21 protein-coding genes are annotated in these 23,427 nt (G+C 68.6%); 8 read left to right on the top strand and 13 right to left on the bottom strand.

Translation table 11 applies throughout. The annotated features are described in order from the left end of the window. Positions 1-152: 152 nt before the first annotated feature. The 6 genes from F804_RS0103180 to F804_RS0103155 are packed head-to-tail and all read right to left on the bottom strand — an operon-like array spanning position 153 to position 5,866. Positions 153-611 carry a phosphatase domain-containing protein gene (locus F804_RS0103180; protein ID WP_022706299.1) on the bottom strand — a complete coding sequence of 153 codons (459 nt, stop codon included), beginning with the start codon at positions 609-611 and terminating at the stop codon, positions 153-155. Further along, a complete protein-coding gene (locus tag F804_RS0103175; protein WP_022706298.1) occupies positions 608-1,141 on the bottom strand; it encodes a histidine phosphatase family protein in 534 nt (177 codons plus the stop codon). Before F804_RS0103175 ends, F804_RS0103180 begins: the two co-directional genes overlap by 4 nt. Continuing rightward, on the bottom strand, positions 1,138-2,166 hold the full coding sequence (locus F804_RS0103170; protein ID WP_022706297.1) for an MBL fold metallo-hydrolase: 1,029 nt from the start codon (positions 2,164-2,166) through the stop codon (positions 1,138-1,140). Before F804_RS0103170 ends, F804_RS0103175 begins: the two co-directional genes overlap by 4 nt. Next, on the bottom strand, positions 2,167-3,207 hold the full coding sequence (locus F804_RS0103165; protein WP_022706296.1) for an ABC transporter ATP-binding protein: 1,041 nt from the start codon (positions 3,205-3,207) through the stop codon (positions 2,167-2,169). Further along, positions 3,195-4,898 carry an ABC transporter permease gene (locus F804_RS0103160; protein ID WP_022706295.1) on the bottom strand — a complete coding sequence of 568 codons (1,704 nt, stop codon included), beginning with the start codon at positions 4,896-4,898 and terminating at the stop codon, positions 3,195-3,197. Before F804_RS0103160 ends, F804_RS0103165 begins: the two co-directional genes overlap by 13 nt. After that, positions 4,898-5,866 carry an ABC transporter substrate-binding protein gene (locus F804_RS0103155; protein WP_022706294.1) on the bottom strand — a complete coding sequence of 323 codons (969 nt, stop codon included), beginning with the start codon at positions 5,864-5,866 and terminating at the stop codon, positions 4,898-4,900. The genes F804_RS0103160 and F804_RS0103155 overlap by 1 nt, the downstream gene beginning before the upstream one ends. Before the next feature lie 165 nt (positions 5,867-6,031). Here F804_RS0103155 and F804_RS0103150 point away from each other — a divergent pair, with 165 nt between their 5' ends. Then, positions 6,032-6,799 (top strand): DeoR/GlpR family DNA-binding transcription regulator, encoded by a 768-nt coding sequence (locus tag F804_RS0103150; RefSeq protein ID WP_022706293.1) that lies wholly within the window; start codon positions 6,032-6,034, stop codon positions 6,797-6,799. Between the two features lie 13 nt (positions 6,800-6,812). Here F804_RS0103150 and F804_RS0103145 read toward each other — a convergent pair whose 3' ends face one another. The 5 genes from F804_RS0103145 to uxuA are packed head-to-tail and all read right to left on the bottom strand — an operon-like array spanning position 6,813 to position 12,043. Continuing rightward, positions 6,813-8,099, bottom strand: coding sequence for a TRAP transporter large permease (locus F804_RS0103145; protein WP_022706292.1), 1,287 nt, complete (start codon positions 8,097-8,099; stop codon positions 6,813-6,815). Next, positions 8,096-8,641, bottom strand: a complete 546-nt coding sequence (locus tag F804_RS15495) for a TRAP transporter small permease (protein ID WP_022706291.1) — start codon at positions 8,639-8,641, stop codon at positions 8,096-8,098. The genes F804_RS0103145 and F804_RS15495 overlap by 4 nt, the downstream gene beginning before the upstream one ends. A gap of 47 nt (positions 8,642-8,688) precedes the next feature. Beyond that, on the bottom strand, positions 8,689-9,660 hold the full coding sequence (locus tag F804_RS0103135) for a C4-dicarboxylate TRAP transporter substrate-binding protein (RefSeq protein WP_028725554.1): 972 nt from the start codon (positions 9,658-9,660) through the stop codon (positions 8,689-8,691). A 44-nt stretch (positions 9,661-9,704) separates the two neighbouring features. Further along, on the bottom strand, positions 9,705-10,835 hold the full coding sequence (locus F804_RS0103130) for an AGE family epimerase/isomerase (protein ID WP_022706289.1): 1,131 nt from the start codon (positions 10,833-10,835) through the stop codon (positions 9,705-9,707). Continuing rightward, positions 10,832-12,043: a mannonate dehydratase gene (gene uxuA / locus F804_RS0103125; protein WP_022706288.1), complete on the bottom strand. Its 1,212-nt coding sequence runs from the start codon at positions 12,041-12,043 to the stop codon at positions 10,832-10,834. Before uxuA ends, F804_RS0103130 begins: the two co-directional genes overlap by 4 nt. 106 nt (positions 12,044-12,149) lie before the next feature. Here uxuA and F804_RS0103120 point away from each other — a divergent pair, with 106 nt between their 5' ends. Further along, positions 12,150-12,824 carry a GntR family transcriptional regulator gene (locus F804_RS0103120; RefSeq protein WP_022706287.1) on the top strand — a complete coding sequence of 225 codons (675 nt, stop codon included), beginning with the start codon at positions 12,150-12,152 and terminating at the stop codon, positions 12,822-12,824. Positions 12,825-12,827: 3 nt separating this feature from the next. On the opposite strand, the gene F804_RS0103115 is transcribed toward F804_RS0103120, so the two are convergent. Both F804_RS0103115 and F804_RS0103110 read right to left on the bottom strand, forming a co-directional pair. Then, complete coding sequence (locus tag F804_RS0103115; protein ID WP_022706286.1) at positions 12,828-14,447, bottom strand: FAD-binding oxidoreductase; 1,620 nt, start codon at positions 14,445-14,447, stop codon at positions 12,828-12,830. 7 nt (positions 14,448-14,454) lie between these two features. Beyond that, positions 14,455-15,078: a glutathione S-transferase family protein gene (locus F804_RS0103110; protein ID WP_022706285.1), complete on the bottom strand. Its 624-nt coding sequence runs from the start codon at positions 15,076-15,078 to the stop codon at positions 14,455-14,457. 164 nt (positions 15,079-15,242) lie between these two features. Here F804_RS0103110 and F804_RS0103105 point away from each other — a divergent pair, with 164 nt between their 5' ends. The 6 genes from F804_RS0103105 to F804_RS0103080 all read left to right on the top strand — a co-directional run bounded on the left by F804_RS0103105 (position 15,243) and on the right by F804_RS0103080 (position 23,356). After that, complete coding sequence (locus F804_RS0103105) at positions 15,243-16,139, top strand: LysR family transcriptional regulator (protein WP_022706284.1); 897 nt, start codon at positions 15,243-15,245, stop codon at positions 16,137-16,139. A gap of 76 nt (positions 16,140-16,215) precedes the next feature. Continuing rightward, complete coding sequence (locus F804_RS0103100) at positions 16,216-17,604, top strand: FAD-binding oxidoreductase (protein ID WP_022706283.1); 1,389 nt, start codon at positions 16,216-16,218, stop codon at positions 17,602-17,604. Between the two features lie 86 nt (positions 17,605-17,690). Next, on the top strand, positions 17,691-18,332 hold the full coding sequence (locus F804_RS0103095; RefSeq protein ID WP_022706282.1) for a DUF3047 domain-containing protein: 642 nt from the start codon (positions 17,691-17,693) through the stop codon (positions 18,330-18,332). 69 nt (positions 18,333-18,401) lie between these two features. Continuing rightward, a complete protein-coding gene (locus F804_RS0103090; RefSeq protein ID WP_022706281.1) occupies positions 18,402-19,838 on the top strand; it encodes an alkaline phosphatase D family protein in 1,437 nt (478 codons plus the stop codon). Positions 19,839-19,974: 136 nt separating this feature from the next. Further along, positions 19,975-20,976, top strand: a complete 1,002-nt coding sequence (locus F804_RS0103085; protein ID WP_028725553.1) for a TAXI family TRAP transporter solute-binding subunit — start codon at positions 19,975-19,977, stop codon at positions 20,974-20,976. 145 nt (positions 20,977-21,121) lie between these two features. Next, entirely contained in the window at positions 21,122-23,356 is a 2,235-nt protein-coding gene (locus F804_RS0103080; RefSeq protein WP_028725552.1) for a TRAP transporter permease, read from the top strand. The last annotated feature ends 71 nt before the right edge of the window (positions 23,357-23,427 follow it).

The raw sequence follows: 23,427 nt of genomic DNA, 5'->3' as shown, positions 1-23,427 counted from the left end.
CGCGGGCAGAATCGAGACGTCGCGTGCAAGTTATGTCAACTTGCCGCGCGTTTCCGTGCGGAAACCGGCGTCGGACGGGCGGTTCGACGCGTGCAGGACATGGTGGCGGGGCGGTTTCCCGCCCAGCCTGTCCGCGCCCCCGTCGCGCGGCCCTAGAAGTCCCCCGGCGCGCATTGCAGGCAGACCAGCCCCTCGGCCCGCCAGGCATCCACGACGGACCGCCGGTCGTCCACGACCAGCCAGGGCGCCAGCCCGTCGGCGCGCATCTCGGCTAGGGCGCGGCGCTTGACCTCGGGGTCGCTGGCGCCGTCCTGATCCTCGGGGCGCAGATAGATCCCGTCGAAGGGCAGGTCGTGCTTGCGCAGCCATGCGATCGTCTGATCCTGCCAGCCGCGGGGCCGCCCCGAGCAGATGACGACCGTCTCGCCCCCCTCCTTCAGCTTGCGCATCAGGCGGGCGACCTCGGGGATGGGCGGGGCGTCGGCCATCGCGTGGTGGAAGGCGTCCCAGTGCTTGGTCGTGCCGTGGACAAGATGGCCCAGGCGGTCGGCGTCGAATTCGGCAAGCGTGCCGTCCACGTCGAAGACGACGCAGGGGGTGGTGGCGGTCATATCGTTCCTTCCTTTAATCGGTCGCCGTCCGGGCTGAACAGGATCGGCGTGGCGTTGGGCGGACGGTCGCCCGCATCGCCGGTGGTCCACAGCACGCGCGCGGCACGGATCACGCCCGAATGGCAGACCAGCACCGGCAGCGCATCGCCCGAGGTCGCGCAGATCCGCCGGATCGCGCGGTCCACGCGGGCCAGCACGTCGTCCCAGCCCTCGCCCCCCTGCGGCGTGATTTCGCGCGGGGGCAGATCGGCGACGGGGCGTCCCTCGAAGATGCCCCAGTCGCGTTCGCGCAGATCGGGTTCGGGCTGGTGGTCGCGCCCCGGAAAGGCCAGCAGCGCGGTATCGCGGGCACGCGACATCGGGCTGGCGAACAGCGCGATGCCCGATGGCCATTCGCGCCCTGCCAGGGCGCGGGCCTGATCGCGGCCCCTTGGCGTCAGGGGCACATCGGTTGCGCCCGCGATGATCGCCCCTGCATTGGCGGTCGTTTCGCCGTGGCGGATCAGGCAGAAGCTGCGGGCGGGGATCATGGCGTCACCTCCTGGTGCATGAAGACCTGCGCGCCCATGTCCAGCGCCAGATAGATCTCGGGGTCGGGGCAGAAGGCCGGGGCAAAGCGCCGCGCGGCCAGCCGTTCCAGCATCCGTCGCTGGTCGCGCAGCGGCGGATGCACGTTCCAGCGGCGGAAATGCCCGCCGGGGCGGTCGCAGAATGCGCGCGCATGGGCGTTCATGTGCCCGGTGAAGACGACATGCGCGTCCCGCCCCAGCCTGCCCGCATCGCGCCATGCTTGCAGATGCCGCCATGCCGCGCCGGCTTCGGCGTTCGGCGTGTCGCAGACAAGAAAGCGTGCCTCGGTGGCGTAGGCCAGTCCGCGCGCCTCGGGCAGTTGCGCGATGGCCGGCAGGCAGGCGTCGTCGACCATCACGCTGCCCGGTCCGTGGCGGCGGATCAGCCGCAGGGCCAGCTCGGCCGCGCGGCCGGATGGCGGCACCGGCAGCAGTACCTGCCCCGGCAGCACCTCGAGCAGGTCGTCCAGGTCCGCGATGCAATCCGATTGCGCCACGTCGAAACCGCCATAGGAGCAGTCGAGAATCGCCGTCCCCGCAGGCGGGGGCGGATCGAAGGCGAACCAGTCGGATTCCTCGGACCAGTCGCCGGAATAGAACAGCCCCTCGCCCATGTCGAAATGCATCCAGACGCCGCCCGCGGCATGCCCGTTGCGACCGGTCGTCAGATCGACCCCGGCGATCCGCGTGACACCGCGTTCGGGCAGCAGGCGCAGATCCGCCCCCGCGGGCAGCAACCCCGCCGTCTGCCGCGTCGCATGGATCGGCAGCCCCGCCGCGACCGCGTGACGCGCGCCGCCGATATGGTCCACGTGGTCATGGGTGATCAGCACCGCATCCGCGTCCGCCAGCCAGGCGGGGTCGAACTCCGCGCCCTCGTCCGGGCCGGTCCCGCAATCGAGGATCAGGCGCATCCCGCCGACATCCAGCCTGATGCAGGCAGGGCCCTTCACGCCCATGCCCGAAAGGATCTTCACGCTGTCCATTCAATCCTCGGCAAAGGCCCAGGGGGCGTTGATGGTCAGGCCAAGCTGCGCGCCCGTATCGAAGCGGGCGCGGGTCTCGGTCACCAGCCGGGTGCCGCAATCCAGCACGGTTTCCAGCAGGTATTTCCCGCCAAGATAGGTGACGCGCGCGACCTTGGCGCGCAGGTCGCCCGTCTCGGAGATGGCAAGGTTCTCGGGGCGCAGGCAGACGTGATCGACAAAGCGCGATTGCGGGGCGGCGTTCACCGCCACCTCGGCCCCCAGGATGCGGGCGCGGCCCGCGCCGTCATGGGCCTGCACGGGCACCACCGTCCCGCGCCCGACGAATTCCGCGACGAAGCGGCTGGCGGGACGTTCGTACAGGTTCTGCGGCGTGTCGAGCTGCCGGATCCGGCCCCGGTCCATCACCGCGATGCGGTCGGCCATGGCCATCGCCTCGGACTGGTCATGGGTGACATAGACCATCGTGGCCCCGGTGCGGCGGTGGAAATCGGTGAAGACCGCCTGCATCGATGCGCGCAGCGCCACGTCCAGGTTCGCCAGCGGCTCGTCCAGCAGGACGGCCTGCGGGTCGGACACGAGGCAGCGCGCAAGGGCCACCCGCTGGCGCTGGCCGCCCGACAGGTCCGACGGCATCCGGTCGGCATAATCGCCAAGGCCGGTGGCCTGCAGCGCGGCCTCGGTCCGGGTGGCAATGGCATCGCGCGACAGGCGGCGTATCTCCAGCGGATAGGACACGTTGCGGCGCACCGACATGTGCGGCCACAGGGCATAGGACTGGAAGACGAAGCCGATATTGCGATCCTCGGGGGGGACCATCGCGCCCCGCCCCGCATCGGCCATGTCGCAGCCGCCGATGGCGATGCGGCCACGGTCCGGCATCTCGAACCCCGCCAGCAGGCGCAGCAGCGTGGTCTTGCCGCAGCCGGACGGACCCAGCAGGGCGATGAACTCTCCGTCATCGAAGCGGGTGGTGATGTCCTGCAGGGCGGGCGTGCCCGCGAAATCCTTGCCGACAGAGGACAGGTCTATGTCTGCCATGGGACGACTCCTTTCGGGAAGCGGCGCGAGAACAGCTGGATCAGGCCCATCAGCACCATGACGACCAGCACGATGGTCATGGCAAGCGCGCTGGCCATCGCGGTCTCGCCGCTGTCCTCGAGGTTGAAGATCACCACCCCGAGCGTCTCGGTCCCCGAGGACCACAGAAGCGCCGAGACGGTCAGTTCGTTGAACGCGGTCAGGAAGACCAGGATCGCCCCCGCGGCGGCGGCGGGCGCCGTCAGCGGCAGGACCACGTCGCGCATCCGGCGCGACAGGCCCGCGCCCACCGATTGCGCGGCCTCGGCCATGGCGGGGTCCAGCTGCTTCAGGCTGGCCTGCACGGGGCGGAACATCACCTCGAAGAACCGTGCCAGATAGGCCAGGAAGATGATCCAGACCGTGCCATAGAGCGTCGCGTCCGTCAGCGGCAGGTCGATCAGCAGCAGGATCATCGCGATGGCCAGCACCACCCCCGGCAGCGCATAGGGCAGGTCCAGCAGGCTGTCGAACAGCCGCGTCAGCCGCGTCGGGTTGCGCGACATCAGCCATGCCAGCGGCAGGCACATCGCCATCAGCACCAGCGCGACCCCAAGCGCGAGGCAAAGCGAATTGGCGAAGGCGCGGCGGGTGACGGGCTGGCTGAACAGCACCTCGGCCCAGGATTGCAGCGTGATCGTGTCCAGCCGCAGCGGCACGCCATAGGCCGGCACCAGCGAGGTCGCGACCAGCCCGAACATCGGCAGCACGAGGATCGCCGCGACCACGGCCCACAGCGCGATCTCGACCGGCAGGCGGGCGCGGCCAAGCGGGATCGCCAGCGGGCGCGAGGTCGATCCGACCAGGTGGACGCGCTGGCGGGTCTGGAAGAAGCGCTGTGCCAGGATGCCCGCGATGGCGACCGTGCCGATCAGCATGGCCAGGACCGACACCTCGGCCAGGACGCCCGTGCCCATGCCCGCCAGCTTCTGATAGACCAGCGTGGGCAGCGTGGAATAGCCTGCGGGAATGCCCAGCATCGCGGGGATCCCGAAATTCCCGAGCGCGGTGACGAAGGTGATCGCGCTGCCCGCCGCAAGGCTGGGCAGGGTCAGGGGCATCACGACCTGCCACCATGTCCGAAGCCCGCGCGCGCCGCTGATGCGGGCGGCCTCGACGACCTCCTGCGGGATGGCGCGCAGGCCCGCGCGCAGGGTCAGGAACACGATCGACATGTGCTGGATGCCCAGCAGCAGCACGATCCCCCCCGGCGAATAGAGCGGCTGCGCCGAACCCAGTGGCGGCGCGATCCCGAGCGTCTTCAGCAGCACCGAGGACGGCCCCATCAGCTGGATCCAGGACAACGCCGTGATCTGCGGCGGGATCATCATCGGGATCATCAGGCAGAAGACCAGCGCCGCCTTGGCGCGCAGATCGGTCAGCGCCACGATGAAGGCGAAGGCCGATCCCAGCACGACCGAGATCACCGTCCCCAGCCCCGCCGTGACCAGCGAATTGCGCAGCGCATCCAGCGTCGCGGGCTGCGACAGCACATCCGCCGCAAGGCCGAGGCCGGGGCGCGTGCGGTCGGTCAGCCCCTCGACGAACAGGCGCATGACCGGCGCCAGCGTCACGAAGGTCGCGATCAGCAGCACGACCGAGAGCAGCCGGTGCTCGGACCGGCTGCCCCCTTTCTGCATCGCAGCCTGCATCACTCGGCGCCGAACAGCTCGGTGAACTTCGCCTTGTCGGCCTCGGCCTGTTCCAGCGCGGCGGCGGGGTCGAAATCCATCAGCCGGATCTGGTCGCGGGCGGGAAAGCCCTCGGGCACGCCCATGCCTTCGCGGGCGGGGATGTAGCCCATGTCCAGGACCAGCTGCTGGCCTTCCTCGCTGATGAGGAAGTCCACGAATTTCTGCGCGCCTTCGAGGTTCTTCGCCGTGGACATGATCGCCACCGGTTCGGTCACGTAGGACACGCCCTCGTTCGGGAAGACGAATTCCACCGGCGAGCCTTCGGCCTTGTTGCGGATCGCAAGGAAGTCCACGACCATGCCATAGGGCTTCTCGCCCGAGGCGACGGCCTTGAAGGTGCCGCCATTGCCGCCCTGCGCGCGGGCCTCGTTCGCGGCCAGCGTCTCGTAATAGTCCCAGCCCAGGCTGTCATCGCCGGTCAGCGTCGCCAGGTGGATCAGCGCGGCGCCGGAATACAGCGGCGACGGCATCGCGACCTGCCCCTTCAGCCCGTCCTGCGCCAGGTCGGCCCAGGATTCGGGCGCGGTCTCGACGCCGGTATTGTAGACGATGCCGGTCGTGATCAGCTTGGTCGAGTGGTAATACCCCTCGGGCGAATTCAGCGCGGCGTCGTAATTCTCGGCCTCGGGGGACTGGTAGGCGGTCAGCAGACCTTCCTGCGCCATGCCCTCAAGCGTGACGGTATCGGCGATCAGCAGCACGTCGGGCTGGGGGTTGCCGGCCTCGATCTCGGCGCGCAGGCGGGCCATCAGCTGGGTGGTGCCGTCGCGTACCCATTCGACCTCGGTGCCGGGATTGGCGGCCATGAAGGCATCGACGGTCTGCTGCGCATCCGCGTTCGGCTGCGAGGTATAGAGCGTGATCGTATCCGCCATGGCGGTGCCCGCCAGCAGCACGAGGGCGGTCGAGGTGAGGAAGGTCTTCATCGGGCTCTCCTGAGGTTTGCTTTCGTTCGAAAGCCAAGCACAGGGGCCTTATGGTCGCGCAATGTGACGGTTCGACGACGCGAGTTTGAAGAATTTATTATATTGCAGACACTTGCGCCGATACCCTAGGCTTCGCGCAATCTGCGGTGGTTTCGAAGGAAAATCATGTCACGGCTCGATCTGCTCGAAAGGCGCGATGTCATCGTCGCGCTTCTGTCCGAGGGCGGCCCCTTGTCCGCGACCGAGCTGTCGGACCGGCTGGGCGTGTCGGTCCAGACCGTGCGCGCCGATCTGCGCGACCTGGATCAGGCGGGGTTGGTGCAGCGTCGCAATGGCCGCGTGCAGCTGCGCAACCGGACCGAGAATATCGGCTATCACCCGCGCGTGGGTATCGCATGGCAGGACAAGCAGCGCATCGCCACCGTCGTCAGGGGGCTGATCCCCGACGGGGCGCGGCTGGCGCTTGGGACCGGCACCACGGTCGAGCATTGCGCGCGCTTTCTTGCCGGGCATCGCGATCTGTTCGTGGCGACGAACAGCATCCACGCGGTATCGGCGCTGCAGAACGCCCCCGGCATCGCGGTGGCCATGGCGGGCGGGACCGTGCGGATGCGCGACCTGGACCTGGTGGGCGCGACCGCGCTGGAGTTCTTCGCAGGCTACCGGATGGATTTCGCGATCTTCAGCTGCGGCGGCCTGACCCCTGGGGGCGAGGTGCTGGACTATGACATAGACGAGGTGATGGCCCGCCGCGCGATCGCGGGCTGCGCTGCGACCCGCATCCTGGTTGCCGATGGCGGCAAGATGGGGCTGGACCTGGCCTGTCGCCACGGGCGGCTGTCCGATCACGACATCGTCGTGACCACCGCCCCGCTGCCCGATCGGGTCATGCGCGAATGCGCGGGGCGGGGTACCAGGGTCCTGGTCGCCTGACGCCCCGCGCCGCCTACATCAGCCAGTTCGGCAGGAACATCACCACGCCGGGGAACAGGATCATCAGCACGACCGTTCCCAGCACCGCCGCGATGAAGGGCAGCGCCTCGACCGTATAGTCGCGATAGGAACAGCGCAGGATCCCGCAGACCGTGAACATCGACACCCCGACCGGCGGCGTCATGCCCCCGAAGGTCACCAGCGTCATCATGATCAGCCCGAAATGCACCGGATCGATCCCCGCCGCCGTCACGACCGGCACCAGGATCGGCGTCAGCAGCATCACGAGGACCGTCGCCTCGATCAGCATGCCCAGCACCAGCAGGAAGGCCGAGACGACGAACAGCAGCACCGTCGGGTCGGTCAGCGCGGTCAGCGCGAATTCCGCGATGTCCTGGGGGACGCGCTCGAAGGTGATGACATAGCCGAAGGCCCCCGAGAACAGGATGATCAGCATGATCATCCCGATATCGCTGAGCGTCTGCATGAACGCCTCGTAGACGCGCCGCAGGGTCAGTTCGCGATAGATGCCCATCCCCACGATCAGCGTATAGGCGATGGCGAAGGCGCCGGCCTCGGACGGGGTGAAGAAGCCGAAGCGGATCCCGACCAGCAGCCAGACGGGGAACAGCACGGCCCAGAACCCGTGGATGAAATCGCGCCAGACCTCGGACAGGGTGGGCGCGCGGTCGCGTTCGGGCACATAGCCGCGCCTGCGCGCGACGATGGTGGTGGTCAGCATCAGCGCGATGGTCAGCAGCACGCCCGGCACGATGCCCGCGATGAACAGCCGCCCGATCGACACTTCGCCCAGATAGCCGTAGAGGATCAGCCCCAGGCTGGGCGGGATGGTCGCGGTGATCAGCCCGCCGATGGCCAGAAGCGACCCCGCGAAGCCGGGGGAATACCCCCGCGCGACCATGGGGACGCCAAGGATGCGGGCCTGCATCGCGGCATCCGCCACCGCCGAGCCCGACACGCCGCCCATCAGCGCGCTGAGCAGGATCGAGGATTGCGCCAGCCCGCCCCGCATCCAGCCCGCGAGCGTGGTGGACAGCCGGATCAGCCGCTCGGTGATGCCCGATCCGTTCATCAGGTTGCCCAGCAGGATGAACAGCGGCACGGCCAGCAGCGGGAAGGACTGGCTGACGGCCACGATCCGCTGGACCGAGGTCTGGTCGGGCAGGAAGGTCGAAGGCAGCAGGAAATAGGACGTCCCCGCGATCCCGATGGCGAAGGCCACGGGCATGCCGATGGCGATCAGCGTCAGCGCAAGGATCAGGATGAGGCTCGAGATCACAGGATTTCCTCCTTCGCCGCATATTCGGACGGGGCGTCCGAGGGGGCGTCCTCGTTTGCCAGGTGGTCGAACAGCCCCGCCAGTCCCTCGGCGCACAGGCGGCGCGTGAAGGACAGGATCAACAGCACCGCGCCCACCGGCAGCGCCAGCGTCACGAGGCCATAGGACAGCCCCGAAGCACCCAGTTCCCGTTCCCAGTTGTTGGTCGCAAGGAACCAGCCGTGCCAGGCCACGAAGCCGAGAAAGGGCAGGATCAGCGCAAGGCTCAGCGCGGTGAGGGCCGCGCGAACGGGGCGCGGCAGCATGTCGAAGATCGCGCCGACGCGGATGTGCTGCCCCTGGCGGGCGGCGATGTCGGCACCCAGCATGCAGGCCCAGATCAGCGACAGCTGCGCGTATTGCGGCGCGGCGGCGACGGGCCAGCCAAGGCTGCGCCCGATCCCCGCCACCAGCACCGACAGGACCACGGCCACCAGCGCCAGCAGCGCGGCCAGCCGTTCGACCCGGTCGAAGATGTTCCAGAACGTCACGGCGTCCCCCATTTCCGTCATGGGCCCGCCCCCGGTCCGGCCGGAGGCAGGCACCCGTGTCACTGGTTCAGATAGGGCTGCAGCGCCTCGCGCGCCTCGACCAGGTCCAGCGTCTCGTAGACGGCAGCGGTCGCCTCGCGGAAGGGGGCGGTGTCCAGCTCGTTGAAGCTGACGCCCGCGGCCTCCATGTCGGACTGGACCTGCGCCAGCCGCGCGACGGTGCCTTCGGTCGCCATGTCGCCCGCGGCCATCAGTTCCTCGTCCAGAATCGTGCGCAGGTCGTCGGGCAGCGACTGGTACCAGTCCTCGGATGTCACGAGACCGGTGAACAGCTGGATGTGGTTGGTGAAGGCCACGTTGGTCGAAACCTCGTGCAGCTTGATCCCGAAGGCCCCGGTAAGCTGGGCCTCGGCGCCGTCGATGGCGCCCAGCTGCAACGCCGAATAGACCTCGGACCAGGCCATCGGCGCGGGCGTCGCGCCCATCGCCTCGACCGTGGCGACCCAGCCGGGGGCGTCGATGGTGCGCACGCGGACGCCCGACAGGTCTTCCGGACCCTCGACCAGCTTCTTCGTGAACATCTGCCGCGTGCCCTGGAACCAGTTGTAGTTCATCAGCCGCAGGCCCGAGCTTTCGGCCAGCTCGTCCGCCCAGCCCTGGAAGACCGGCGACGAGGTGATCGCCGCATAGCCGGTGTAATCCTCGACCAGATAGGGGGCGGCCAGGATGCCCATCTCGCGCTTGAAGGCCGACAGGCGGCCCGCATCGACCAGAACGGCAATGGGCGCGCCGCCGCGGATCTGTTCCAGCACGTCGTTATCCTCGCCCAGCTGAGAGCTGGGATAGATGGTGACCCCGATCCGGCCCTCGCTGCGGTCCTCGATCTTCGTCTTCGCCTCCTCCATGGCGATGACCATCGGGTCCGTGGTGGGCTGGGACGTGGACAGCGCCAGCTTGAAGTCCTGCGCCATTGCCGGCGATACGGCCAGCGCAAGAATGGCGGCGGCGGTCGCCTTGGTCAGATGGGTCATGGTGTCTCCTCCTTGTTGTTCGGTCATGTCGTCGTTGCGACGCATCATGCGGTCGCGGGGCCGATCCTCCAGCAGCCCGCGCGATGCCCTTCGGTCACGAAGATCGCCACGTGATAGAGAAGCCGCGTCAATGCGGCATCCCACGTGGTGCGACCCTCGGCATCCAGCCGGTTGATCCAGCGGGGTTCGTGATCCGGCGCGAAATAGGCGCCGAAGATGATGTCCGCGATGCGGGTGGTCCGGTCAGCATGGCCAAGCCGCGCATGCAGCTTGCCCGCCTCGGTCAGCGGCCACAGAAGGTGCTCGGGCAGGGTCGGACGCCCCGTGGCGTCCACCGCCTCGAAGGGCGCGCCGTCCAGCGGGCCGCCCCGGCGCAGGCCGTGCGTTTCCGCGAATTCGGTCATGCGGGCCGCGGCCTTGCGCAGGTCGTCGCGCCCCGTCGCGTCGGCCAGGCAGTGCAGCAGCCACGCCCATTCGTACTGGTGGCCCGGCTCTCGTCGGGCTCCGCTGGCGTCGTCGGTCGGTTGCAGGTCAGGGCCCGTGAACTCGCGTACGGCACCCGTCGCGGGATCGACGAAATGGCGCAGGCCGACCGCCGCAAGACCTTCGGCGCGGGCCAGCCAGACGGGATCGCCGGTCGCGGCATGCGCCTCGAGCACGGCCTCGAGCATGTGCATCTGCGGGTTCTGGCTGCGGGTGTCGGGGCTGTCTGGGCCGCGCTCGTCCTGCCACAGGGCGCCGGTCGCGGGTTCGATCAGCCTGGTCTCGATGAAATCCCAGATGCGGTGCAGGTCGCGCGCGCCGACGCGGTCCGACCCCGCGCGCATCAGCGCCGCGACGGACAGCAGCGCGAAGCTTTGATCATAGCTGCGGCGCAGGCAGGCATCCGACCCCTGCCCGTCCGAGAAACGGTGCCCCCAATCCGCGCCGCGCAGGTGCAACGACACGAAACCGTGGATGCGATGCGCCGCGTCCAGCAGATCGCGGCGGTCGGCCACGCGCGCCAGATGCGCCAGCGCAAAGACCGTGCGGCATTGCGCCAGCGTGGTGCGGGGGCCGTCATCGCCAAGCGCCTCGATCACCGGCGCGGGACCGTCGCCCTGCGGCAGCGCGACGGCCAGCCAGGCGGGGATCAGCCGCGAGGCGAAGCCTTCTGCGCCCGCGATCCCCGTCATGACGCAACCAGCGGATGGGACAGCGCGGTCATGATCCCGCGCAGCTCGGCCAGCCCCTTCAGCCGTCCGATTGCCGGATAACCGGGCTGCGCGTTGCGGCGCAGATCGTCCAGGATGTCCTGCCCGTGATCGGGGCGGAAGGGGATCGACGCATCGTCGCGCCCAGCAGCGCGACGCCCGGCCTCCTCGGCCAGCACGGCGTGGATCAGGGCGACCATGTCGGTGCCGCCGCCCAGATGCTCGGCCTCGTGGAAGGAACAGGGCGTGGCCTCTTCCTCTCGGGTGACATTGCGCAGGTGCAGGAAATGCACGCGATCGCCCAGGCGGCGCATCATCCCCGGCAGATCGTTATCCGCCCGCGCCCCAAGCGATCCGGAACACAGCGTCACGCCGTTCGCGCGCAGATCGACCGCGTCGAGGATGGCCTGGTAATCGGCCTCGGTCGACATGATCCGCGGCAGGCCCAGCAGCGGGAAGGGCGGATCGTCCGGGTGACAGCACAGGCGGATGCCCAGCCGCTCGGCCTCGGGGGCGATCTGCGACAGGAAGTCGATCAGGTTGGCGCGCAGACGCTCGGTCGGGATGGTCGCGTATTCCGCAAGGTGATCGCGCACATCGGACAGGCTGAAATTCTCGGCCGCGCCCGGAAGGCCAAAGACCACGTTGCGCGACAGCCCCTCTCGGCGGGCATCGTCCATGGCGGCGAACCGGCGGGCGGCCTGATCCGCGACGCCCTCGGGGAACGAGTCCGCAGCTCCTTCGCGCTGCAGGATGTGGATGTCGAAGGCGGCAAAGTCGATCAGGTCGAAGCGCATGGCCGTCCCGCCATGTCCGACGCGCCAGGCAAGATCGGTCCGCGTCCAGTCCAGCACCGGCATGAAGTTGTAGCAGACCGTCCGGATCCCCGCCGCCGCAAGGTTCGCAAGGCTGTCGCGATAGGCCGCGACATGGGTGCGCCACTCGCCCGACTGCCGCTTGATGTCCTCGGATACGGGCAGGCTCTCGACGACCTCCCAGGCAAGACCCGAGGGCGTCCCGTCGGGTCGCGTCGCGATCTCGGCCTGGCGGCGCGCGATTTCCTCGGGTGTCCAGACCGCGCCGGTCGGCACGTGGTGCAGCGCCGAGACGACCCCCTCGACCCCTGCCTGAAGCATGTCCTCGATGCCGACCCCGTCACGGGGGCCGAACCAGCGCCATGTCTGCCGCATGATTCCTCCCTTGTCCCCCTTCATGCCTAGCGCGGGCCCCCTCTGATTACAAGTATGGTAGTATATCAACTTGGCAGGGGCCGTGTGGCGGAGTAGAACGCTTGGCATGGATACGCTTGCCACAATCGAAGCCACCGCGCCGCTTGGCGTCCAGCTGATCGCCGATCTGCGCAACCGCATCGTCAGCGGCAGGCTGCAACCCGGAACGCGGCTGTCCGAACAGGAGATCGCCGCCGCCTATGGCCTGTCGCGCCAACCCGTGCGCGAGACCTTCATCAAGCTGGCAGCCGAGAACCTGGTCGAGATCCGCCCGCAGCGCGGCACCTTCGTGTGCAAGATCGACATGAACGACGTGACACAGGGCCAGTTCGTCCGCGAGGCGGTCGAGGCCGATATCGCGCGCATCGCAGCAGACCGCGCCGATGCCGCCGCCGTCGCGCATCTGCGGGGCCTGATCGCGGAACAGCGCCGCGCGAAGGGCGGTGCGGGCTTCTTCGCGCTGGACGAACGCTTTCACCAGGCGCTGGCGGCGGCTGCGGGCCGTGGCGGGGTCTGGGCGCATATCCAGCAGATCAAGATGCAGATGGACCGCGTGCGCCACCTGACCGCCGAAGAATTTCCGACCGATCACCTGATCGACCAGCACGAAGCCATCGTCGAGGCCATCGCCGCAGGCGACGCGACCGCCGCCGAGGCAGCGATCCGCACCCATCTTCGCGGCGTGCTGGCCGACCTGCAGAAAGTCGCCCGCCTGCTGCCCCATTGCTTCGAGCCGGGCTAGCCGTCAGGCCCCCGGTCCGAAGGTCTCGAACAGGATGCGGTCGGGCGGGATGCCTGCGTCCTCCAGCCCGTTCCGCAGATCCGCGATGAAGCCCGCCGGCCCGCAGATCATGTAATCCGCATCGGGTCCGGCACCCAGTGCCAGCACATGCCCGGCGGTGATCCGGCCCGTCTCGTGATGATCGCGCCCGATCCGGTCGCAGGGCTCGGGCCTGCTGTAGAACACGCGCTGGCGCAGGTTCGGATGGGCCGCGACAAGGGCCGCGACCTCGTCCCGCATCGCGTGATCGCGCCCGCTGCGGGCCGCGTGCAGATACCAGGTCCTGCGGCCCGTCCCCGCCAGCGCATGCAGCGCCGACAGAATCGGCGTCAGCCCGACCCCCGCGCCGATCAGGACGACCGGCCCGCGCCCCTCGGGCAGCACGAAATCGCCCGAGGGCTCGCCCGCCTCGATGATGCCACCTTTGGGCAGCGCGTCATGCAGATGGCGCGAGACGAGGCCCCGATCCTCGCGCTTGACGGAGATGCGGTACTCGCCCCCCTGCGGATCGCCCGACAGGGAATAGCTGCGGCTGCTGGTCCCAGCCTGCCCCGGCACCTGGACCGTGATCGGCAGATGCTGCCCCGCGCGAAACCGCGGCAGAGGCCGCCCGTCCAGCGATGCCAGATGAAACGAGGTGATGGAGGCGGACTCGACCGTCTTGCGCACCACCCGCAGCTTGCGCGCCCCGCCATCAGTCCGCGACCAGCGCAGCGACAGCGCGGCGGGCCGGTCGATCACGGCCTCGACCTCGACCCGGATCATGCGCCAGGCATCGGGATCATGCGCGTTGTCGGGCGACCAGTCCACGCTGGCCCGCCCGCGAAGATGCAGCAGCCCGCCGGTCGCGAAATCGACGAAGACCAGCCCCACGCGGGGATCGGCCATGATATTGCCGATGGTGTTGAAGAAATTGTTGCCCATGTAATCGGGGATCAGCAGCCGGTTCCGCCCCTCGACCCGCACGAAGCCGGGCGCTCCGCCCCGATGAGAGGCGTCGTACCCGTCCGAGGCCGCGCCCGCGCCCTCGTGCTGACCGGACCCGATGAACAGCGTATCCGCCGCGTGGATCCGCGCGATCTGGTCGTCGTCCAGCGCGTCCGATCGGCGCACGGGTCCGGGGGATGACGGAACGCGGGCAAGGCTGCGCTCGTGGATGTACTGCGGGCAATTCCCGAAGGTCTGCACGACGCGGATCACGAAGCCGTCCGGCACGGGGCGCAGCCGCCCCGAGAACCGGTTGCGCCGCCGCGTCGCAAGGTCGATCCCCACCGCGCCCACATCGCCCCCCTGCGAGAAGCGCTGCGCCAGTGGATCGTCGTCCGGAACATCGGCGCGAAACGCCAGATGCTGCGGATCGGGCGAGGTGACGAAGCCCTCCTCGCCCTCGACCAGGGTCACCCAGACATGCCCCGAGGGGTCGGCGCCCGCCAGAACCATGAAGGGCAGGCCCGCGTGGAACCTGCGATGCTGATCCGGCAGGTGGTCGCGGACGAAGCCGCCCGCCCACCGCGACACGTCGCCCACGCCCGCCCGCATCTGGGCCGCACGCTCGGCTTCGTGAAAGGGGTTGGGATGGGTCATCGGGGCCTCAGGCCAGCTGGGGGATGGGCGACCGCGCCATGCCGACAAAGCCCGGCAGGGACTCGATCCGGTCGATCCACGCGCGGACCCGGGCATAGGGCGACAGGTCCACCCCACCCTCGGGGGCATGGGCGACATAGCTGTAGCCCGCGACATCCGCGATGGTGACGCGATCCGCGGCCAGCCAGTCGCGACCCGCCAAATGCGCCTCCATCACCGACAGCAGGCGGTGTGCGCGGGCGACGGCGGCGGCATGGTCGTGATCCGTGCCGAAGACCTTGACCAAACGCGCGGCGCAGGGTCCGGCATAGATGTCGTCGGCAGCGATGCTCAGCCAGCGCTGCACCTCGGCGGCGTCCTTGGGGTCGGCAGGGATCCAGCCCGCATCGGGCGCGTGGGAGCCCACCAGATAGACGAGGATCGCGTTGCTGTCGGCCAGTGTGAAGCCGTCATCGTCGATGGCAGGGACCAGGCCGAAGGGGCTGATCCGCAGGAAATCGGGCGCCTTGTGCGCACCGTTCGCCATGTCCAGATCGACGGTGCGGTAGGGGAGGCCCAGCAGGGCCATCATCAGTTCGACCCGGTGGCAATGGCCGGATTTCGGGTGGCGATACAGGGTGATCGCGGTCATCGGTCTCTCTCCTTGCGTGACGGGGCGTTCCAGCGTCAGGGGGATGGCCGCCGAGTCCCTGCAGTCCGGTCGGGCGGCGCGTCGTCTGGCCCCAAAGTTAATTTGCCGCGCAGGGCGAATGAATATACCCTTCACAAAAGGCATAATTTCACCGGACGACATGAATGGACCGGCTCCAGACCCTCGAGATCTTCATCGCCGTGGCCGAATCCGAAAGCTTCGCCGAAGGCGCGCGGCGCGTCGGCATCAGCGCGCCATCCGCCACGCGCGGGGTCAACGCGCTGGAGACGCGTCTGGGCGCGCGGCTGTTCACCCGCACCACCCGCCGCGTCCGCCTGACCGAGGTCGGCAAGACCTATCTCGAGGATGCGCGCCACGTCCTGACCCAGCTTCAGGCGGCGGATGATGCGGCCTCGGGCGCGGCGCTGCGGCCCAAGGGGGAATTGCGGCTGACCTGCTCGAACGAGTTCGGGCGCATCTACGTCACCCCCATCCTGACCGAGTTCCTGGACACCCACCCCGAGGTTTCCGCCGATGTCGTGATGGTGGACCGGGTCGTGAACATGGTCGAGGAAGGCTTCGACGTCGCGGTCAGGATCGGGCCGCTGCCCTCGTCGGGGCTGGTCGCGATCCGCGTGGGCAGCGTGCGCCGGGTGGTCTGCGCCTCGCCCGGCTATCTTGCGCGGCACGGGACGCCCCGCACCCCCGAGGATCTGGCGCGGCACAGGATCGCCGCGGCGGCCCCCGTCAGCCCGCTGGTCGAATGGCGCTTCGGCGGGGACCGCGCGCAGGTGATACGGATGAGGCCGCGCCTGCGTCTCAGCAGCGTCGCCGCCGCGATCGAGGTCGCCCGCCAGGGCTGGGGACTGACGCGGGTGCTGTCCTATCAGGTCGGCCCCGACCTTCAGGCGGGCCGGTTATGCGCCGTGCTGACCGACCACGAACCCGAGCCGCTGCCCATTCACCTGGTCCATCCCGAGGGCCGCCGCGCCCCCGCGAAGGTCCGCAGCTTCATCGATCTCGCGACCGAACGCCTGCGCGCATTGCCGGTCCTGGCGTGATCAACGCGACAACCCCGGCCTTGCACCCCGTCGCGCGACATCCCACACATGGCCCCACAGGCCAGAGGAGCGCAGCATGACCACCGCGACACCGAACCATGAACAGGCTATCGCAAGGCTGCGCGACCTTCTGGGCGACAGGCTTGCGACCGGGCCGTCGATCCGCGACCTGCACGGGCGGGACGCGGCCTATGCGACGCCGCACCTGCCGGACGCCGTGGCCTTTCCCGACAGCACCGAGGAGGTCGCGGCGATCATGCGGATCTGTTCGGAGCATCGTTGCCCGGTCGTGCCCTTCGGCATCGGCTCGTCGCTGGAGGGGCATGTCGTGCCGCTGAAGGGCGGGATCAGCGTCGATACCAGCCGCATGAACCGCGTCCTGGCCGTCAACGACCGCGATCTGGACGCGGTGGTGCAGCCGGGCGTCACGCGGACGCAGCTGAACGCCGAACTGCGCGCCACGGGGCTGATGTTCACCGTCGATCCCGGCGCCGACGCCACCCTCGGCGGCATGGCGGCGACGCGGGCCTCGGGGACGAATGCCGTGCGCTATGGCACGATGCGGGAAAACGTGATGGCACTGACGGTCGTGCTGCCCGACGGGCGCGTGATCCGGACGGGCAGCCGCGCGCGCAAATCCTCGGCGGGGTACGACCTGACGCATCTGTTCGTCGGCTCGGAAGGCACCCTCGGGATCATCACCGAACTGACGGTCCGGCTGCACGGATCGCCCGAACGCATCATGGCCGCCACCTGCGCCTTCGAGACGGTCGAGGACGCGGTCGATACTGTCATCCTCGCCATCCAGAGCGGCCTGCCCATGGCCCGGATCGAGTTGCTGGACGAGATGCAGATGCGCGGCATGAACATCTTCAACCCCGACCTGGACCTGCCCGAGAAGCCGCACCTGTTCCTGGAATTCCACGGGACCGAGGCGGGCGTCGAGGAACAGGTCGCGACCTTCGGCGACATCGCGGGCGAATTCGGCGTCAGCGGTTTCCGCAGCGCCAGCCGGACCGAGGACCGCACCCGCCTGTGGGAGGCGCGGCACAACGCCTATTTCGCAGCCAAGGCGCTGCGGCCCGGCTGTTCGGCGGTGCTGACCGATTGCTGCGTGCCCATCTCGGCGCTGGCGGAATGCATCGCGCGGACCAAGGTGCTGATCGCGGAATCCGGGCTGGTCGCGCCGCTGGTGGGGCATGTGGGCGACGGGAATTTCCACCTTGCGATCCTGATCGACCCCGACGATCCCGACGACATGGCGCGCGCAAGAACGCTTGCGGGCGCGGTGAACATGATCGCGCTGGAGCTGGGCGGGACGGTGACGGGCGAACATGGCGTGGGGTCCGGCAAGACCGCCTATATGCGCGCCGAACACGGCGAGGGCTGGGACCTGATGGCGCAGATCAAGCGCAGCATCGACCCCCTGAACATCATGAACCCTGGCAAGGTGGTCGAGGTCTGACGCTCACATCCGCGTGAGCGGCTGTCACGTTCCGCCCCCCGCGCGCGTATCGGCCACGAAGCACGGTTACCACAAGGAGAATTCCGATGCGTCTTGCGATCACGGCAGCCACCTTCATGGCGCTTGGCGGCGCGGCAATGGCCGGGCCGATCAGCTTTGCCAGCGGCTGGCAGGAACAGCGCCTGTCGCTGTTCAGCACGAACGACTATCGCTTCGGGTCCAGCCTTTCGATGCAGTCCGAGGGGTCGGTCTCGATCGCGTGGACGCGGGTCGGACAGGGCGATTGGGGTGCGGATGCCGCATCCTGGAACTGGACGGTCGAGGAATCCGTGCCCGCGACCGACCTGTCGCGCAAGGGCGGTGACGACCGGAACCTGTCGATCTATTTCGTCTTCGTGCCCGAAGCCTCGGCGCCGGGGCTGGCTAACGCGAACATCCGCAGCCTGCTGGGCAATTCCGAGGTGCGGATCATCCAATACGCCTGGGGCGGCAATCACGGTCGGGGGCAGGTGCTGCCCTCGCCCTACGGGCCGCGCGGACAGGGCGTGACGATCCCGCTGCGCCAGGCTGGCACCGGTTCGCATTCCGAGAATGTCGACCTGGCGGGCGATTACGCGCGCGCCTTCGGGGGCAGCAAGGGCGCGCTGATCGGGCTGGCCGTGTCGGGCGACAGCGACGACACCGACAGCCGCATCCGCGCCGCGATCGGCGGGCTGACCCTGCGCTAGGGGATCACGTCGCCGCGACGGCCCCATTTGCGAATTGCGGGGGCCGTGCGGGCATCGTAACCCACGGGAATGGCAAACGATCCATTCCAGCCCGTCGGTCCGATCCTGCTGCTCGATGACATCTCGGGGTCAACGATGCGGCTGGCGGCCATGTTCATCATGCCCGCAGGCGATGTCCCCGGTCCGCTGACCCTGGCCGAAGGGACGGCCCAGCCCGAGCGCATCGCGGATTTCGACCGCGCCTCGGTCTGGCGCGCGCGCTTCGCGCTGCCTGCGGATCGCGCGTCCACCTATGGCTGGGACGGTCGGGAATACGAGGTCGCGGGCGACATGACCGGCGACCTGCGCCTGGCCTATGTGTCGTGCAACGGCGAAGAGGTCGGCGACATGGACCGCGAGGGGTCCGAGCGCAACGTGATGTGGTCGCGCCTGCGCGACGAACATCGCCGCGCGCCCTTCGCGCTGATGCTGCATGGCGGCGATCAGGTCTATGCCGACGAGGTCACGCAGGGCCATCCGCTGACCGAGGACTGGCCCGACCGCCTGCCCGCCGATCCCACCGCCGAACAGCTTGCCGATCTGCACCGCCACCTGCGCGAACGTTTCTTTGACCGCTATGCCGCGCTCTATGCCGCGCCGGAACTGGCATGGCTGTCGGCGCGCGTGCCCTCGTTGATGCAATGGGACGACCACGACATCTGCGACGGCTGGGGCTCGCTGCGGACCGAACGCACCCGCTCGGACATCGGGCAGACGCTGTTCCATGCCGCCCGAGAGGCGTTCCTGCTGTTCCAGCACGCCACGACCGAGGGCGACCTGCCCGCGCGCTTTGCCGATCCGGCGGGCGCGCATCTGGGCTGGTCGGTCGCTGCGGGCGACCTGCGCATCCTGGCGCCGGACCTGCGCGGCGAACGCACGCGCCGCCGGATCATGGGTCCGGGCGGCTGGACCATGATGCAGGATCAGGCCCGCGCGACGGCGGGCGGGCACACGATGCTGATGTCCAGCGTGCCGCTGCTGGGTCCGCGCATGTCGATCCTGGAGACCGTCATGCTGGCCATCCCCAGCATGCAGAAATACGAGGACGACCTGCGCGACCAATGGCAGAGCCGCGCGCATCGCGACGAATGGCGGCGCATGCTGGGGCTGGTCCGCGACATGGCCGAGGCCCCCGGCCACCGCCTCACCACCCTCTCGGGCGAGATCCACCTGGCGACCCGCGCGGTCATGCGGCTGTCGGACGGTCACGCGATGCATCAGCTGGTCGCCTCGGGGATCTCGCATCGCGCCCCGCCCAAGGCCTGGGCGCGTTTCCTTGGGATGCTGTCCTGGCTGGGCGAGGATCCCCTGCCGCGCCACCCCATCGCGATCCGCACCCTGCCCGGCCAGCGCCACCGCTATGCCGCCGAGCGGAACTTCCTGGTGCTGGACAGGCACGGCGTGGACTGGTCGGCGGTCTGGCACTTGGAACATTCCGGCCCGACCCCGCCCCTTCCGCTGGACTGATCCGACGCGGCGTTCCGGCACTGCATTCGCTGCAAACCTGCCGGAACACGAAAGAAAACTGTGGAAATCCTGTCGCGCATGTCGTTTCCTTGCGCCCAAGGGCAGCACTCAAGCCTTGCCCACGGGGAGGATGACCATGAAGAACACCACCGCACTTGTCGCCGTGCTGATGCTCGCGGCCACCGGCGCATCCGCGCAGAACGAGAAATATGCCGATCTGGACCGGACCGACTGGCCCGAGAGCTTCACGGTCGGCACGGCATCGCAGGGCGGGACCTATTTCGTCTATGGCTCGGGCTGGGCGAACCTCGTGGGCGAGGAGCTGGGCATTTCCGGCGGCGGCGAGGTGACCGGCGGCCCGATGCAGAACATGGCGCTGGTCCACACGGGCGACGCGGCCTTCGGCATGACCACTATGGGCCCCGCGCGTGAATCGCTGGAAGGCACGAACCCGATCGCGCCGGGCCTGCAGATGACCAATGCCTGCGCGATGTTCCCGATGTACCAGACGCCCTTCTCGATGGCGGCGCTGGCCTCTTCGGGGATCACGTCTGTCGAGTCGATCCCGGACGGCGCGCGCATCGGCTTCGGTCCCGCAGGCTCGACCTCGGACACGTATTTCCCGGCCATGCTGGAATCGCTCGGGGTGAACTTCGAACGCCGCAACGGCGGCTGGGACGATCTTGGCGGGCAGCTTCAGGACGGGCTGCTGGACGCGGTGGCCTTCGCGGTCGGCATCCCGACCCCCGCGATCAGCCAGATCGAGGTCCAGGCCGAGGTGAACTTCATCGACTTCACCGACGAGGAAGAGGCCAAGATCATCGAGGAATTCCCGGTGGCCGAGTTCGGCATCCCCGCCGACACCTATTCCACGCTGGATCGCGACATGCAGTCGGTGGCCATGTGGAACTTCGCCATCGCCAGCTGCGACCTGCCCGAAAGCTTCGTCCATGCCGCGACCGACATCGTCATGTCGGACAACGACCGCATGAAGAACATCCACGGCTCGGCCCGCGAGACCCTGCCCGAGAACTGGGAGAAGAACACCGTCATGAAGTGGCACCCGGGCGCCGCCCGCTGGTTCCGCGAGAATGCCGGCGCCGAGATCCCGGACGACATGGTCCATTCCGCCGAATAAGGTCCGGCTGAAATCCTGACGACAACAGGCGGGCCGCGGCGACAGCTGGCGGCCCGTTTCACGACCCAAGAGACGGACGGCCAAGCGCCGCGGGATGGAACGGATGCCGGAACAGGACCACGAAACAGGGCGCGAAACGCCCGAAATGCAGGCCAGCGCCCTGCCCGAGGGCGGCGGCGTCATCGCCGAGGGCGTGGACGACGAACCCGTCGAAGCCAACCGCCGCAGCTTTGCCGGATGGCGGCTGACGGTCGTGACGTGGTTCGCAGCGCTTTACGCCGCCTTCCACATGATCGCGCTGAACGGCGTGTCGATCCGCGACTGGACGGGCATCAACCTGTCCTTCCTGCCGACCTTCCCGATGGAGACGTGGAATTTCCGCATCATCCACGTCGCTGGCGCGCTGTTCCTGGGCTTCGTGCTGTTCGCCGCCCGCCGCTTCCCCGCCGAGGACGAGGACGAGAGCCGCGCGATCCGCCTGCCCTCGGCCGCCTTCGGCGTTCTGGCGCTGATCTCGCTTGCGACGGCGGTGTCCTTCGCGATCGACATCGCGGGCGGGACCATGTGGAACGGCATGGACGAAGGCATCCGCAACCGAGAGATCTGGTGGTTCGGCGTGCCCCTGCTGGTCGCAACGGCAGGCGGGACCGTGCTGGGCTGGATACACCTGCGCCGCCGCGACGGGTTCTCGGCCCCCGACATCGTGCTGGGCATCTGCGCCTGTGCGGTCGCGGTCTACCTGATCACCATCTATGGCACGCTGATGCGCAATTCGACGGGCACACCCTTCGCGCCCATCGGCATCTCTCTGGCGGCGGTCGCGGGGACGGCGCTGATCCTTGAACTGACGCGCCGCGTGGCGGGCATGGCGCTGGTCATCATCTCGGCCGTGTTCCTGGCCTATGTGTTCACCGGCCAGTACATGCCGGGCTTCCTGAACTCGCCCGCAATCTCGTGGGAGCGGTTCTTCAGCCAGGTCTATACCGATGCGGGGATCCTGGGGCCGACCACGGCGGTCAGCTCGACCTATATCATCCTGTTCATCATCTTCGCGGCCTTCCTGTCGGCGTCGAAGGTGGGCGACTATTTCGTTAACTTCGCCTTTGCCGCAGCGGGCCGGTCGCGGGGCGGACCCGCCAAGGTCGCGATCTTCGCATCGGGCCTGATGGGCATGATCAACGGCACCTCGGCGGGCAATGTCGTGGCGACCGGATCGCTGACAATCCCGCTGATGAAGAAGGTGGGCTATCGCCCGACCACCGCCGGCGCGGTCGAGGCCGCGGCATCGACCGGCGGTCAGATCATGCCGCCGATCATGGGCGCGGGCGCCTTCATCATGGCCGAGATCACGGGCATCCCCTATACCGACATCGCGCTGGCTGCGGTGATCCCGGCGATCCTCTATTTCGTGTCGATCTACTTCATGGTCGATTTCGAGGCCGCGAAGCTTGGCATGCGCGGCATGCGAGAGGATGAGCTGCCGAAATTCCGCGCCATGGCGCGGCAGGTCTATCTGTTCCTGCCCATCGTGATCCTGATCGCGGCGCTGTTCATGGGATATTCGGTCATCCGTGCGGGCACGCTGGCCACGATCTCGGCCGCGGTGGTGTCCTGGCTGACGCCCTATCGCATGGGGTTCGGCGCCATCGCCAAGGCGTTCGAGCTGGCGGGCATCATGTCGATCCAGATCATCACCGTCTGCGCCTGCGCGGGCATCATCGTCGGCGTCATCGCCCTGACCGGGGTTGGGGCGCGGTTTTCCTCGCTTCTGCTGGGGATCGCGGGCGCGTCGGAACTGCTGGCCCTGTTCTTCGCCATGTTCATCGCGATCCTTCTGGGCATGGGGATGCCGACCACGGCGGCCTATGCGGTCGCCGCCAGCGTCGTGGCCCCCGGCCTAACGAACCTGGGCATCCCGCCGCTGACCGCGCATTTCTTCGTCTTCTACTTCGCGGTCGTCAGCGCGATCACCCCGCCCGTGGCGCTTGCCAGCTATGCGGCGGCGGGGATTTCGGGGGCGAATGCGATGGCCACCTCGGTCGCGTCCTTCAAGATCGGGATCACCGCCTTCGTCGTGCCCTTCATGTTCTTCTACAACGCGGCCCTGCTGATGGACGGCACCTGGCTCGAAATCATCCGCGCGGGCGCGACCGCGATCGTGGGCGTGTTCCTGCTGTCGGCGGCGGTGCAGGGATGGTTCATCGGCGGGCGCATGGTCTGGTGGCTGCGCCTGGTCCTTGGCATCTTCGCGCTGTTCATGATCGAGGGCGGGCTGCTGACCGACCTGATCGGCATCGGCGGCGGCGTCGCGGTCTGGGCCGTCCAGAAGATGATCCGCCCCGATCCCGACGCCCCCTTCGAGGTGCGCGGCGCAGACTGACCAGGACCCCGCGATCCCTCCCCGCCTTTGCATCGAACACGGCTTTGTTACATAAGGTGCAAATCGAGGGG

The sequence above is a fragment of the Paracoccus zeaxanthinifaciens ATCC 21588 genome, assembly GCF_000420145.1.
GTDB lineage: Bacteria > Pseudomonadota > Alphaproteobacteria > Rhodobacterales > Rhodobacteraceae > Paracoccus > Paracoccus zeaxanthinifaciens.
This window is presented reverse-complemented; position numbering and strand designations above follow the sequence as displayed.